At 40.2% G+C, this 13,030-nt stretch carries 19 protein-coding genes and 2 pseudogenes; 11 read left to right on the top strand and 10 right to left on the bottom strand.

The features are described 5' to 3' along the window. Nucleotides 1-130: pseudogene (locus LC653_RS40940) on the bottom strand (transposase); the annotation flags it as partial. A gap of 102 nt (nucleotides 131-232) precedes the next feature. Between LC653_RS40940 and LC653_RS40935 the strand changes: the two are divergent. Then, nucleotides 233-511, top strand: coding sequence for a hypothetical protein (locus LC653_RS40935; protein WP_229501027.1), 279 nt, complete (start codon nucleotides 233-235; stop codon nucleotides 509-511). Between the two features lie 119 nt (nucleotides 512-630). Further along, on the top strand, nucleotides 631-1,527 hold the full coding sequence (locus tag LC653_RS40930) for an alpha/beta fold hydrolase (protein ID WP_229501026.1): 897 nt from the start codon (nucleotides 631-633) through the stop codon (nucleotides 1,525-1,527). Between the two features lie 135 nt (nucleotides 1,528-1,662). Here LC653_RS40930 and LC653_RS40925 read toward each other — a convergent pair whose 3' ends face one another. Further along, nucleotides 1,663-2,040, bottom strand: a complete 378-nt coding sequence (locus LC653_RS40925) for a hypothetical protein (RefSeq protein ID WP_229501025.1) — start codon at nucleotides 2,038-2,040, stop codon at nucleotides 1,663-1,665. A gap of 144 nt (nucleotides 2,041-2,184) precedes the next feature. Here LC653_RS40925 and LC653_RS40920 point away from each other — a divergent pair, with 144 nt between their 5' ends. Together LC653_RS40920 and LC653_RS40915 are read left to right on the top strand one after the other, a co-directional pair. Continuing rightward, nucleotides 2,185-2,334, top strand: a complete 150-nt coding sequence (locus LC653_RS40920) for a hypothetical protein (protein WP_229501024.1) — start codon at nucleotides 2,185-2,187, stop codon at nucleotides 2,332-2,334. 112 nt (nucleotides 2,335-2,446) lie between these two features. Next, nucleotides 2,447-3,187 carry a hypothetical protein gene (locus LC653_RS40915; RefSeq protein ID WP_229501023.1) on the top strand — a complete coding sequence of 247 codons (741 nt, stop codon included), beginning with the start codon at nucleotides 2,447-2,449 and terminating at the stop codon, nucleotides 3,185-3,187. 100 nt (nucleotides 3,188-3,287) lie between these two features. Here the strand turns inward: LC653_RS40915 and LC653_RS40910 are convergent, their stop codons facing one another. Next, nucleotides 3,288-3,524: a hypothetical protein gene (locus tag LC653_RS40910; protein WP_229501022.1), complete on the bottom strand. Its 237-nt coding sequence runs from the start codon at nucleotides 3,522-3,524 to the stop codon at nucleotides 3,288-3,290. Between the two features lie 166 nt (nucleotides 3,525-3,690). Further along, complete coding sequence (locus LC653_RS40905) at nucleotides 3,691-3,831, bottom strand: hypothetical protein (RefSeq protein ID WP_229501021.1); 141 nt, start codon at nucleotides 3,829-3,831, stop codon at nucleotides 3,691-3,693. Between the two features lie 128 nt (nucleotides 3,832-3,959). Here LC653_RS40905 and LC653_RS40900 point away from each other — a divergent pair, with 128 nt between their 5' ends. The 3 genes from LC653_RS40900 to LC653_RS46590 all read left to right on the top strand — a co-directional run bounded on the left by LC653_RS40900 (nucleotide 3,960) and on the right by LC653_RS46590 (nucleotide 6,324). Then, nucleotides 3,960-4,409: a rhodanese-like domain-containing protein gene (locus LC653_RS40900; protein ID WP_229501020.1), complete on the top strand. Its 450-nt coding sequence runs from the start codon at nucleotides 3,960-3,962 to the stop codon at nucleotides 4,407-4,409. Between the two features lie 392 nt (nucleotides 4,410-4,801). Beyond that, nucleotides 4,802-5,983: an acyltransferase family protein gene (locus tag LC653_RS40895; RefSeq protein WP_229501019.1), complete on the top strand. Its 1,182-nt coding sequence runs from the start codon at nucleotides 4,802-4,804 to the stop codon at nucleotides 5,981-5,983. A gap of 32 nt (nucleotides 5,984-6,015) precedes the next feature. Then, nucleotides 6,016-6,324: a glycosyltransferase gene (locus LC653_RS46590; protein ID WP_267923406.1), complete on the top strand. Its 309-nt coding sequence runs from the start codon at nucleotides 6,016-6,018 to the stop codon at nucleotides 6,322-6,324. Between the two features lie 173 nt (nucleotides 6,325-6,497). Here the strand turns inward: LC653_RS46590 and LC653_RS40885 are convergent, their stop codons facing one another. Then, nucleotides 6,498-6,974 carry a hypothetical protein gene (locus tag LC653_RS40885; protein ID WP_229501018.1) on the bottom strand — a complete coding sequence of 159 codons (477 nt, stop codon included), beginning with the start codon at nucleotides 6,972-6,974 and terminating at the stop codon, nucleotides 6,498-6,500. Nucleotides 6,975-7,267: 293 nt separating this feature from the next. On the opposite strand from LC653_RS40885, the gene LC653_RS40880 reads away from it, so the two are divergent. From LC653_RS40880 to LC653_RS48110, 4 genes and pseudogenes are all read left to right on the top strand, one after another. Beyond that, nucleotides 7,268-7,417 carry a hypothetical protein gene (locus tag LC653_RS40880; RefSeq protein WP_229501017.1) on the top strand — a complete coding sequence of 50 codons (150 nt, stop codon included), beginning with the start codon at nucleotides 7,268-7,270 and terminating at the stop codon, nucleotides 7,415-7,417. 244 nt (nucleotides 7,418-7,661) lie between these two features. Next, on the top strand, nucleotides 7,662-8,081 hold the full coding sequence (locus tag LC653_RS40875; protein WP_229501016.1) for a hypothetical protein: 420 nt from the start codon (nucleotides 7,662-7,664) through the stop codon (nucleotides 8,079-8,081). Nucleotides 8,082-8,924: 843 nt separating this feature from the next. Then, on the top strand, nucleotides 8,925-9,200 hold the full coding sequence (locus LC653_RS40870) for a hypothetical protein (protein WP_229501015.1): 276 nt from the start codon (nucleotides 8,925-8,927) through the stop codon (nucleotides 9,198-9,200). Then, nucleotides 9,127-9,593, top strand: a pseudogene (locus LC653_RS48110) (IS1634 family transposase); the annotation flags it as partial. The gene LC653_RS40870 and the pseudogene LC653_RS48110, both read left to right, overlap by 74 nt. A 285-nt stretch (nucleotides 9,594-9,878) precedes the next feature. On the opposite strand, the gene LC653_RS40865 reads toward LC653_RS48110, so the two are convergent. The 5 genes from LC653_RS40865 to LC653_RS40845 all read right to left on the bottom strand — a co-directional run bounded on the left by LC653_RS40865 (nucleotide 9,879) and on the right by LC653_RS40845 (nucleotide 12,863). Next, on the bottom strand, nucleotides 9,879-10,622 hold the full coding sequence (locus LC653_RS40865) for a PEP-CTERM sorting domain-containing protein (RefSeq protein ID WP_229501014.1): 744 nt from the start codon (nucleotides 10,620-10,622) through the stop codon (nucleotides 9,879-9,881). Between the two features lie 84 nt (nucleotides 10,623-10,706). Further along, nucleotides 10,707-11,129 carry a DUF6985 domain-containing protein gene (locus LC653_RS40860; protein WP_229501013.1) on the bottom strand — a complete coding sequence of 141 codons (423 nt, stop codon included), beginning with the start codon at nucleotides 11,127-11,129 and terminating at the stop codon, nucleotides 10,707-10,709. Between the two features lie 214 nt (nucleotides 11,130-11,343). Next, the gene (locus LC653_RS40855; RefSeq protein WP_229501012.1) at nucleotides 11,344-11,610 is read right to left on the bottom strand and encodes a hypothetical protein; all 267 of its coding nucleotides are present in this window, start codon (nucleotides 11,608-11,610) and stop codon (nucleotides 11,344-11,346) included. Between the two features lie 73 nt (nucleotides 11,611-11,683). Next, nucleotides 11,684-12,127, bottom strand: a complete 444-nt coding sequence (locus tag LC653_RS40850; RefSeq protein WP_229501011.1) for a tetratricopeptide repeat protein — start codon at nucleotides 12,125-12,127, stop codon at nucleotides 11,684-11,686. A gap of 184 nt (nucleotides 12,128-12,311) precedes the next feature. Then, nucleotides 12,312-12,863, bottom strand: a complete 552-nt coding sequence (locus LC653_RS40845; protein WP_229501010.1) for a hypothetical protein — start codon at nucleotides 12,861-12,863, stop codon at nucleotides 12,312-12,314. Between the last annotated feature and the right edge of the window lie 167 nt (nucleotides 12,864-13,030).

Genomic DNA, 13,030 nt, shown 5'->3' with positions numbered 1-13,030 from the left:
TATTTAACCAAGAAGCATGTTTTGGTGTATGGTGAATCTCTAATTTTTTGGCAATTCGTCTGGCCTCGGCAGGTTGAAACACTTCATACAATGCACCGATTGTATGAGTATTTAAGTTATCCATTACAATACCTTTGCCAAAATAAGAGCCTAGAAAAATTTTGGCAAAACTGGCAATAGTTTTATGTTTTAAAGTAGAAAATAGTTTGATCGAAAGTGATTGTTAGTACCAATGAAAGTTTTAAGGTTAGTCCTGCCAGTCCTGTTGCTGCTAGGCACGCCTGCAATGGCAGTTGAGTTCAAAGGGCAAAATATTGATGGTCAAAAGCTGCCTGCTAGAGCTTATTACTATGCAACTGGTGGTCTCTACAAAGTTCAGGTAAGCTTTCACAATAAGCGAGCCACAATTTACTTTGACGACGGCAACCAAACAACCATACAGTTGAACCAGCAGGTAATTACTGACTCAAACAATATTGAAGGTTTTGGAATTGTGGGCAATATCCTATAAATAGCACGTTCAGTGTTGGCTTGGTGTATGACAATAATTGGCTCGGCAGTAGTGATAGTCAATTGCAACAGTCAAATCCACTAGAAGGGTTGTGGAAAATTAGTTTGGAGTGAATACTAATGTTTCCTAATTTTCTATCATCACAAGTTAATCAACCCAAAGACCCAAAAGCGATCGCTTTCGGACAAAGTATTGAGAGAATTGCCCTTGCAACCTCCCTGAGCCAACACCCAATCCTCACAACCTACATTCGCAAAGGTAGCGGAGTCACACCAATTCTGCTGCTACACGGCTTCGACAGTTCCATCTTAGAGTTCCGTCTTCTGTTGCCATTACTTGCTACTCAAAATGAAACATGGGCAGTAGATTTGTTAGGTTTTGGCTTTACACAAAGGCAAAAAGAAATAAATTACAGTCCAACTACAATCAAAATTCACCTTTACGATTTTTGGAAAACTTTAATCAACAGACCGATAATACTAGTAGGTGCATCAATGGGAGGTGCAACTGCAATTGATTTTACTCTCACTTATCCTCAAGTTGTAAAATCACTAATATTGATTAATAGTTTAGGTTACACTAATTCTCCCGTCTTTACCAAATACTTGTTTCCTCCTTTTGACTTTTTGGCTGTGGAATATCTACGTCAACGCCACATTTTAGCTTTAAATTTATGTAGTAACTTTCCTAATTTAGAACCCAAAATACTTTTGGCTATTCAGTGTGCCATGTTACATCAAGAAATGCCTGGGTGGCATGATGCCATGATTTCTTATGTCAAAACTGGGGGTTATAGCAACTTGGCAAATAGAATTGCCCTTCTGGACAAACCAACACTGATTTTATGGGGAGAAGCTGATGACATGCTCCCACATAATGATGCAGAAAAATTCCAGCGCTCCATTGCCAATTCTCAATTAATAAAACTTAAAAATTGTGGTCATGCCCCTCAAATTGAACAGCCCAAAATTACATCTCAACATATTTTGCAATTTCTGAATATTGGAAAATTTTAATTTGGTTTAAGAGGATATTTTAAAAGTTTCACTAGGTATGATTTACCTGTTCTGCACTAGCTTAAGTGCAAAACAGCAAAATTGATACAAACATCAAATCTTTCTTTAGCTATAAAAAGTTATATGAAATCGTATTTATATTCTAAAAAGGAAAACAGATGACTGATAAAAATTGTTTCGATTTGGTGCCCACAAGCGGTTGAACCTGCCATAAATCACAGCTTCTATTAAACGCCCTTCAACCACAAAACCAGCCGATATTAGTATTTCTTCAACAGCAGGTGCTAATTTCGTAACGTACTCCAAACGTGGTTTTCGCCCACGCCTCTGATAAGCATGAATCAATGCATTCACTTCGTTGGGTGTTGGGGTAGCATTGTTATCAGGAATAGCATAATTAAGAAACGGGTTGACATTCCAGCGATTGAACGTTGCAAGAAACGAACCGATCTGCTCCGTCTCACGTTGCTGAATCGCTGCCAAGCGCAAGTATGATTGAATGCGAGAATCCATAAATGGTTAGCTCGATTTTGTACAGTTGCTCAGATAGAAAACTCAACAGAATCCTATGCTTAGAGAAAATTAGTACTATTAAAGTGACCCAAGAAAGATTTTTTCAAGTTGCTCAAGTAGTTGCATTGCTTGAGTTTTTGGATTTTGAAGATTTACGTCCCACAACCTGACCGGGATTCAATGATCACTATGCTGCAAGCGATTGTCTGTGCTGCAAGACAATGGTTAGCAGATCGGGACTGGAATCACGAACTCGACTTGGAAATCTATAGTTCAGCATTTAAAACTCTCTGATTTAAGGAAGCGAGTAACTATAGCAAGGAGGGCTTTTCAGAATTTTCAGTTCCTTGACAAAGAGTGCCAATCTGCTGAGATTGAGAGTATTGCTAATACAGCTAGAGATGAATTGAAAAAAATTCCCAAAGAAAAGATTTATTTTTCATATCGACTCAACTTCTACCGTTGCTATCTCCTCGCAAAACGATTGGAGTTAAGGCGATCAAATTCTCAAGGTAATATCGGTAATGCACAACAGCTTATTCAAGAAATTAAAGAAGTCCTTGAAGAAGACCAGCAAGTAAAAGAAGAGGTTATTCCTATACAGGCTCTAATTCAGCCAGATATCTATTTATATGAGCTTTCCTGCGGACATGAGTCAAATTTATTTGAATCCAGCAAGAGGAGTAAGTGGCTGGGATTGTCAGAATGGGATAGTAAAATTAGAGGTGCAATTAAACCTGGATCTTGTTATAAAGATGCTGGTTTGGATGTTTATAAAGCCTTGTCTGAAATTTATGGAAATATTGCACGGATAGAGCTTTACCTTTGCGACGATCGCAATATCCTAGAACAAGCCGCAGAATATTTTCTGAAAGCAGCTCATTATGGATTGCGTATTGGTTTAACTCAACGTATGACTCGATGGGTAGCTTTGGCAGGACGAGTCTGGGTCAGGCTTGGAGATGATCATTTGTCAATACAGGCATTACATTTTGCCAAAAAACTTGCTAATGAAGATCGAGGACAAAGAGCGATCGCCTACGGTGGGCGGGTACGCCATCGCAGACTTTTCAATGCAAGCGATCGCTTTTCCTCTTTGAACGGCGCACCTCAACAGTTATTCCCTCCATCCCCCCTGCTTTCCTAGCTTGAATGGGGCGATCGCTCTCCGGTTTTCCTCTCTACGAGACGGTGAACGCGAACGCTTGAATGAGGGCGATGTCTACTTTAAGGGGCTGCGCCTACGCTCAATTTCCAAGAGAACCATCGCAAGTATCCCCCCACACTGCCATAAACTCTTCCCACTCCTGATCAGTCTGGAGCAGTTTGTCTTGTGTCAGTCCCACTATTCGCGCTAGCTTCCTGGCTTGGTCTAAGCTTTCGCCAAGCTCAACCAACTGGTGTTCTAGGTTGGGGTCGTAGCCTTGGGCTAGTAGCTGGGCATATTCGGTATCGGTTATGTCGAGGTTGTGGATGTTGGTCATGGTTGGGGTGGGGGGCGATCCAGGGCGAAGATGTTCTTAATTCTATAAAATACTTTAGTTGAGACTTTCTTAATGCAATAGCAGTTTCATCAAGTTTATGTTCTTCTCCTGATGGGTTAGATTTTGTTTTAATATCTCGTGTTTTAACGCTCATATTCATATAAATTTAATTATTATAATTTTGACGTTTAACGAGTTTTGGCTTAGGAATTGGTTTAGGTGTGGAGGTCATATTTTCAGGAATCTTATAATTGGCAACAGCTTCAGCGATCGCCTCCGGCGGGCGGTTACGCCATCGCAAAGCCATATTTAAATTTATTTTCGATAACTAATAGCTCATAGAGCCTGAAAAGTCTTTAAAATCATACTCGTGATACAATCAAACTTAAAACTATCTATAAAAACGAAAGCGTACTTTTACAAGTGCAATCACTTATGTTTAAGTTTCTTAAACTTCTGATTAGATTGAAGTTTCCTAATGTTGAGGAAATTACAAGCAAGGAATTCGCTCAATTGCTATTAGATTCTGGAAAGCCGCGGCCATTAGTGGTAGATGCACGAAGTCAGACAGAATATGCGGTGAGCCATATCGAAACAGCAACACAGATAGATCCTCTTATACCTGACTTACCAGTACTTTCTACAGTGCCAAAAGACAACCCAATTGTCGTGTACTGTTCCGTTGGCTACCGTAGCGCCAAATTAGCCCAGCAGCTTAATGAAACTGGGATGAAGTGCATTTATAACTTGAGCGGTGGGATTTTTCAGTGGGCAAATGAAGGAAGGCTCATTTTTAGACACAATCAACCTACACAGGTTGTACATCCTTACAATGCAATCTGGGGAAAACTGCTAAAAGCTCGTTACCATGCTCTGGAGCATTAAAGTTGAATTTTACCGTTTTCCCGCAATCTCTATTTTTTGTATTTAACATGGTTAGGACTTAGGCAAAATTATGAAAAAACGAACCACGAAGACGCAAAGGACACGAAGTAATAAGAGTTTGAGAGAGTTTTTGCGTAAGTCCTAATGATATCTTGATCTAGACCAGCTTTTTGCGGCTGTGCGACAGAAGAATCTTTAAAAGAGATACCTAGTACGCCACGGCGGAAATAGAGCAAACATTTAAAATCCCTAAAAAGCTGATTCCATAATACTTTTGAATGCGTGAATGCGTGACTTCCGCCGTATTGTACTAGCTATCTCTGGGTATTGCGCCATAGTAGCTTCAACTCTGCTCCCGTTGTGTCCTGGTGTTTTATAACCAAGGCAAATAAATGAATTTAAAATCTGATTTAGATATAACAAATAATCACCAAGAAAGACACTATGACCTGGATTGGTTAAGAGTATTGGCGGTGCTATTGCTAATTTATTTTCACGCTGCCGCAGTTTTTTACCAAGGCGAATTAGGCGATTTTTATATTAGAAATGACTTACTAAGCCCTGTCCTTGGATGGTTTATTTTTTTTGTTCATCAGTGGCACATGCCATTGTTTTTTTTAATTTCCGGGGCTGCCTCTTGGTTTTCTCTCCAGTTGCGAACACCAATGGAATATGTGAATGAGCGTTTTAGACGACTATTGATCCCCTTCATATTTGGCACGCTGGTGTTAGTTCCTCCTCAAGTCTATTACAAACTTCTTACTCATCACACAGATATCGGTTCCTATTTACAGTTTTACCCACAGTTTTTTAACGGGATTCGTCCTCAAGGTAATTTTGAATGGGCGCATCTATGGTTTGTGATCTACCTATTTGTAATATCTATTGTTAGTCTCCCTCTATTGTTATTCTTCAAGCAAGAGATGGGGCGACGTTGGTATTCTACTATTGCAACTTTCATGAAACAGCCAGGAGTAATTTTCTTACCTGCTCTACCATTGGCTATGATTGAAGGTACATTCCGCCCCAAATGGTTTGGTTTTCAAAATCTTTATGATGACTGGGCAAATTTATTGCTGTACCTTTGTTATTTTGTTTACGGCTTTATTCTGTGTTCTGATACCGGATTTAGACAAGCAATTGCCCAATATCAAAAGCTCGTGTTGTTTATGGCAATAGTTACCATGTCCATTATCTTTGGAATACAGGTAACTGAGGTACTTCCTGTACGCGGCTATTCTGGGGAATATATTCTTTACCAAATGTTGCGAGGCTTCAATTCTTGGTGTTGGGTAACTGCCATACTTGGGCTAAGTCAGCAATATCTATCATTTACTAATAGTATCCTGCAATATACAACCCTTGCCGCTTATCCAGTTTTTTTGCTGCATCAAACAGTTTTGGTGGCGATATCTTTTTATGTAGTGCAATGGGATTTAGGCAGAACCGCAAAATTTTTAATTATTAGTACAGCAACCGTTTTAGTGACAAATGCTTTGTATAAAATGTTTATAAAACGTCTCAACATTGTCCGATTTCTCTTTGGGCTAAAGCCGAACGACATCAACAAGTAAAATAAAGATAACGATAAAACCACTAAATCGGTATGTCTCAAGTTTCTATTATCATTCCTACTTTAAATGAAGCAACTAACTTAGGGCGGACATTGCGCCAACTGACTTTACTTAATCCTCCTCCTTCCGAAGTGATAGTGGTAGATGGTGGCAGCCAAGATCAGACGGTGACAGTTGCAAAGCGAATTTTTGAGTCATTTAATCAAACTTTGAATGTACCTAATCCCCCTTCAGCAACGCCAATGGCAATAAAGGCAACTAATGCGATCGCCACCCCAATCCACATTATTAAATATTGTTACAGAAAAATGTTTTTTCGGTCTATCTATGAATTTTTCTAGTTAAAAACGCGCCAGATTTCCCACCAACACCCCACTCATAACTCCAATAGCCCAGATGAGAAGGGCTTTCGCTAATAAAAGAGAAAATCGATTAGGGAGGCGATGGACTACTCGCTGCCCAAGAGAGCGATGCACTTCTACAGTTAAAGAAATTGTCAAGGAAAGTCGTGCTTTTAGTCTACGTAATCTGTTAGTATTGGATCTTCAACAGTGTTATCTGAACCTATTGGGCGACTACCATCTATCTCTAGAGTATCCTGAACTTGAAAATTACTTTTAGCGATCGGACGTTGACCGTCTATGTCAATAACAGCTTCAATCTCTAAATCGCTAGGGTCAATTGGACGCTTACCGTCTACAGTTAGAATCTCATGTTCTTGAAAAGCGCTCTTCCCGATCGGGCGTTGACCATCTATATTAATTGTTTTATCATAATCGGTTTCATTTTTCCCAATTGGTCGCTCACCATCTATATTAATTATTTCTTTAATTTCAATATTACTTGGATCGACTGGACGCTGACCATCTATATTAATTGTTTTATTTGTCTGCCTCAGTTCGTTAGATGATGAGTTTATATCAGTTCCAGCCTCTATTTTATGCTGACCAAAATTAGTTTTCGTACTATCAATTTCGTTTGTGTTCTTCATATTTCCTAATCGTGATTCTAAAATTATTTATCTACTACCAATATGACCTGGAAAATTGTTTGTCTCTAAGCAAAATCCATTAATAATTAGGTAATCAAGTAGAAGAATTATAATTTTTATTACAATTGTTTTATCTAATCTAAATAGAATACTCAAGTATGAGCAAAAAATCCTCTATCACAGCACATAATGCATCTCTAACTTGAGAGGGATTTGTCATCTCTCAATAAACATACAGCATGAGAGAAATGCGGTTTTGTTGCAGACATCAATACAGGAGACTTATTTTAAAGATGGTGCATCAGCCTAAAAGAGCTACCAAACCGAATCTTCGCGCCAGATTTCCCACCAATACACCACTCATCACTCCTCTTCCTACATCAGCAGCGCTTTCGGCAATAAAAGAGAGAATCGATCGGGGAGACGATGGACTAGCCTCATAAGAGCGATCGCAATTAAGGAAAAACTTTTTGGTTTACTGTTTTTTAGTTAATGTGTCAGTTTAATTATTGTCCACTCAGTAAATACAACAAGCTTTGGGCTAAAATTACGTTTTAGTGTATGTAATTATCCAAATATCCAAATTTTAGATAATATTGCTATTGTCTAAAATTAGAAATACGAGGATTAGCGAGCGCACTGAAATTTGGTTGTTCACCAATCGTAAGATTTTCAGAGGGTACTACCATGCAAAACATGCTAAAACGCGCATTCCTACCTGGCTTGATGGCTGCTACTTTAGCTGGTACTAGCTTAATCCCGGTTCAACCTGCTTCTGCTGATGACCGAGTTCTTAATAATGCAGCCATTGGAGCCGGGGCAGGTGTATTAAGTGGGGTTTTAACAAATTGTGGTTCGGTATTAGACAATGCTTTTAAAGGTGCTGCTGCTGGTGCTGCTGTTAATGCTGCCAATGGTGCAAGACGCACCAGAGCCAGAAGAAGAAACGGACGTTTACCTGTTCAAGATATCGCTGTAGGTGCTGGTGCTGGTGTATTGGCAGGTGCAATTTCTGGTGGTTGTAGAACTACCTGGAAAAATGGTGTTAATGGTGCTGCTGCTGGTGCTGCGGTTAATTTATTAGATAACAGACCCAGAAGAAGATAATCTGTCATTGATAACTCGTAACTTAGTCACCCAGCACGAATTATCAATAAAAACCTTCAGGCGCAGAGTGAGCATACTCGCTGGCGGTACTCTTTAAAAAGTTGGGGACACGACCCGCTTAAATAGCCAAAGTTGCGTATGCCGTCTGTAATGCGGTAGTACTTAGCCCTGTTTTATCACTCTTGAAAAAGAATAATCGAAGCCAAAGTCTAAAACTTCGATTTCATCAAGACTTAAAGCTTTATTTTCTAATAGAAACTAAAATTTATAGACAAAAACTGGAAAACAAAGCTTCACAACTCTTTCGGTTATTGCATTCTCCACAAGTGGACAAAGCAGGGTTGAGTTTAAATATTCAAGCGACCTGTAGTAAACAATTGATATCCCCCAACAAAACAAGCCATTGAAAGGCAAAACTGCCATAAACTTGTAGGGGTGAGGACAGCGCGGCTACTAAAAAAAATGAGAACTATTCCTACACCCAGTGCCACCCAACCTAACGCCTTCTCCTGACCACTTAATGAAATTCAAAATTCAAAATTCAAAATGAATAGAAAAAATTTTGAATTGATTCATTTGGGATACAGAGCAACTAATTTCAATTAGGAAAAAAATAAAACACGTAGTATCAATATTCAGAGCAAGCGCATTTATAACTGTACGTTCGCTGATTTTTGAAGGGTGAGAGGAATTAATGCCTTGAGAGGAAAAGAATAGGGCAATTTTCCAACCCAATCGCTTAACACTTCCCATTTCTCGGTAGTGTGGAGAACAGCGATAAGGCAATTCTTGGCGCAAAGAGCGATCGCGCTCTTGATTCGGGTGCAAGTATAAAGATAAACAATGGAAATATATTCGGAGCGAATTGATGATATTCCGGTAATAGTGGAATGGCTAAAAAAGATGGAAATAGCCAAATGTATAGACCAAAAACTGAGTCCACCACACGGAAACTATAAAGGCATGAGCTATGGTAAATTGAGTGTATTGTTATTGACATACATAATCACCCAGTCAGACCATCTATTGTGTGCTGTGGAAGCCTGGGTGGCGATTGTATGTCACCAATGCACCTACGACTCAACTCACACTACCACATGTGATTTATTACCGGGATGAATGGCTTTTGGAGCGAGGTTTTCATTGTTTTAAAAGGGGTTCTTTGCCGGCTCTACCTATTTATTTCCTTTCATCAAGACCGAATTATCGGCTTGATGTTCTTGTTAAACTTGGCTTTGCGGGTGTTTACCTTGATGGAATTTGTTGTGCAGCAGGCTCTATTGTCAACTCAAACATATGCAGGCTGGTCTTTATGATGGCAATCCTAAGCGAAAAACTGCTCGTCCATCTGCTGAACAAATGCTTAAGGTTTTTTGTAACCTTACTCTTTACTTTCTCCCAAATTTTACTATCTTCCTTACGCCCATAAACGATCTTCAAAGACAGATTCTTTCTTTAATGAAAATGCCTGAGTCCCTTTATCAGCTACAGTCCAAGCTGTGCAAGACATAATTCCCTCTCACAAGGTGAAAATGAGCGAACGGACAGAACTAACGAAAAAATCTTTCCTTTCGCGTTTGATTATTTTTTAAGCCCCAAAGCGATCGCCTAAATCTGTGTCAATAAGCAGGCATTAATGCGACTATTTTTCAGCCTATTGAGAATAAAAGCTTTTCATTGACATGATGCGTTCGCCCTGGACTGTACGCCAGTTTATGCCCATATTTAGCTTTGATAAGTATTCGTTAAGATTGCTTGTGTGACTTATTACCATCTTTTCTGCTTTCGCTGATGGTTTTAGGAAACTTTTTCGAGCTTATTATCAGTTAATTTGGATAGCTTTTTACGTTTCAATGCTAAATGTGTGCTGAAAGTGCCCAGAGCGAGTAAGCTCACGATAGATGTGGGTTCAGGGACAGTGATTATGCTTGCAGAAAAACTAATGGGTAACTCACTATCTTCAGAACCCAAATTTTCAAAACCTGATACAAGTGGGGGCGCGGAAAAAACCTCTAAATAACCCGGCGTCGGCAAAAAATTCGCAAAAAATGGACTAGAATAGTTTCCTCCTGAAGTGGAATATCCAAAACCGTCACCTGTCAGCTGCACAGTATTAAGACTAATTAAATTGTCAACCTCAAAAGGTTCGTTTCCTGGTATTGGAGTTCTGGCGGCTTGCAGACCAGTAATTGTTTCACCATTTCGTATACCACTAATTTCAGAAATCAGGTAAAAGCCCAATTCGTTAGGGCTGTCATTAGTGGTGAAAGTACCGGTAGGCAGATAATCATAAGATTTCAAGTGCTTCAACCCAACTGTCAGCTCTCCATCCCAAAGTTTCACGGTGCAGCTGAAATCATTCACCTGATTAACAATAGCCCAGCATCCACCTTTACCCCTGAGTGAGGGGTTGTCTTTGATAAGGATTTGGCAGACTTCACCTATCTCGTAGGTGTTTGGTACTCTGGTACGCTCCATTATGCGCTGCACTACATCTTTCACGATTCTGCCAGTAGGCACTTGACCACCAGCTTCTTGCACTGCCGTTAGCCAGATCTCTTGCTGAGGCAAGTTACGACGACGCTATGCATGACACGCAGACAAGATAGTTTTTACCGTCCTGTTTCACCTCGTCTTTTCTGCATCGTCTGCTACTCCATTACGAAAGCGCACTTCTAAGCCGTGTTCTGGCTCCCAGTCACACTCAGCTATCAACTTAAAGGTAGGAATATCCAGGTCATACTCAATGTGAGGCGGTACATAGATATATGAGAAAGTGACCTCATCCCAGACCTGAATGGGATTAGCCAGTGGCGGCATTGACTCATCTCCAATCATCTCACGATATACATCATAATTTTGCAGCACAACAGGAGCAGTGATGCCTAACACATCGGCTGGCAAGGCTAGAGCTTTCCGAATAGCTTCACGCTGGAGCGATGAGAGTTCCCCAATCTGCCCCTGTTCAAAATCCACGCAAATCGGTACACTGCGATCGCCCAAAACAGCACATTGTGCTAAAGTCCAGTGGTTGTCTTCGATTCTCATTTGTCCAAACTCAGGATCGTAGTAACTCCTTGGGGGTTTCATCATCGAATGGTACTACCTTTATTCATCAAAATTATGAAAAACTATGTTGATATTTGTTCATAGTTACATATTCTTACTCAGTCCCTTATCAGTAATAAAATGCCCCTATGCACAAGTTCAAATTTTATTTTGTGCAATCAACCAAAGCATTGGTGCATTGTTTTTTGTGACATTAATCCTTGATTTCAGCCGACAGCAAGCTCAACACTTTTTCTGACAAAGCCGTTAAATAAGAACGGTTGAGATTTCCTAGCGATTCTAAAAACTTCTGCACTGATTCCTCCAACGCGCCCGAATACACTCGACTGATACGATCACCTACGGTGGGAGAAACAGCGCCATCGCTAATCTCCTGAACCTGCTGACATTCCGAAGGTAGATAATCGCATGATTTCAGGTGCTGCAACCCAATGCTAAACTCACCATCCCAGGTTTTCACGGTGCAAAGGTTATCTGACTTTGTTGGGCCAACTGCTGGTTTTGAGTTGTAAATTTTAGATCGTATACATTTACTATTTTTGTTCGAGTTGTTTTATCAACTCTTCAGCTTTACGGACATCATACTTGCGTCCTTGCTGCTCGAATAAATCTTGGCAGCGCCGCATATAAGCTAAACCCTCCGTCTTTTGCCCAGATAGCACTAGAGCGTTACCTAAGTTTGCGTATGCTTTGGCAAAAGTCGGATTGAGGCGAATTGTTTCTTTATAAGCCGCGATCGCGCCTGCTAAATCACCTTGTTGGTCAAGGGCAACTCCCAAATTGTAGTGGGCTTCCCAAGAGAAAGGATTGCTCTTGATTTCGCTTTGATAAGAGGCGATTTTATCAGCAAGTACGCCGCGACCTTCCGGCAATCCTAGTTCTAAACTGAGTGTAGAGCGTTTTGAATCTGGGGCGGTTGGGAGTTGTTTAGTAAACTCAGCAGTTGCAGCGTGTAAATCTCCTTTTTCGGCAATCAAAGTGAGAATCGATTGGGGAGGCGATGGACTATGCCCCGCCTAAAAGCGATCGTTACTTCAACGGGGCTGTTTGGTGTCGCTTACTTCCTCTACACCCAGATTTCCTTACTCAGCACCCTATCCCAGTAACTATGTCCTGCTGTCGTTGATTAAAATTACTTCTCAAAAGCTTGACAAACATTCTCTAATGCTTTCTGTCCTCAGCTAAGTCAATTATAGGAGTTGGTAGTCTTGAAATAGTTAACTGTAACGCTTGCATTTGAGGAAAATCGCGCTTAATAATTTCGATAGCTTTTCTTTGACTCTCTTGAGTTTTAACGATCAGTTGTGCAGTGCCATCGCCCTGAGAACCTACGCCTTTCCCTCCGAAGATATAAGGCTCAAGTGGCTCGTGATGGAGAAGGAGATGCAGCTTTTTTGCAGTTAATTGATCAGGACAAGCCGGAACTACGTACCGATCAAATTCCGCTTGGGCTTTTGTCATTAAAGCTCCAAGAAGTTGGGCATTTCCGAGTTGTATTGCTTCAACTGCTGCCTGGGTAATTTCAGAGCTAATATAACCAAAATATTTTTGGACATTTTGCTCTATTGAATTAGTAGCCAAAGGATAACACTGATTCAATCGTCTTAGTATTTCTTGTGTGTTTTTGCTACCGCCGAGATCGACAATCACAAAAAACAAATCCTCACTCACTTTCAATTCGAGTAGGTCGATTTTTTCACCATCAAATATCATCAATATTGGGCGATTTCCATAAGCACAAGCCTGATCCATAGTAAGGATTCAGGTCTAATATTTAGGAAGTAGAGATGGGGGAGACAGATAATTATTAGAATCAACCAGTAGTGCTTGTACAAAAAAATCAATAATAGACTTGCCTTGACGACGACAAGTCTGCACCA

Origin of the sequence: Nostoc mirabile CHAB5784 (assembly GCF_020829645.1) — a bacterium.
Classification (GTDB): Bacteria; Cyanobacteriota; Cyanobacteriia; order Cyanobacteriales; family Nostocaceae; genus Nostoc; species Nostoc mirabile.
This window is presented reverse-complemented; position numbering and strand designations above follow the sequence as displayed.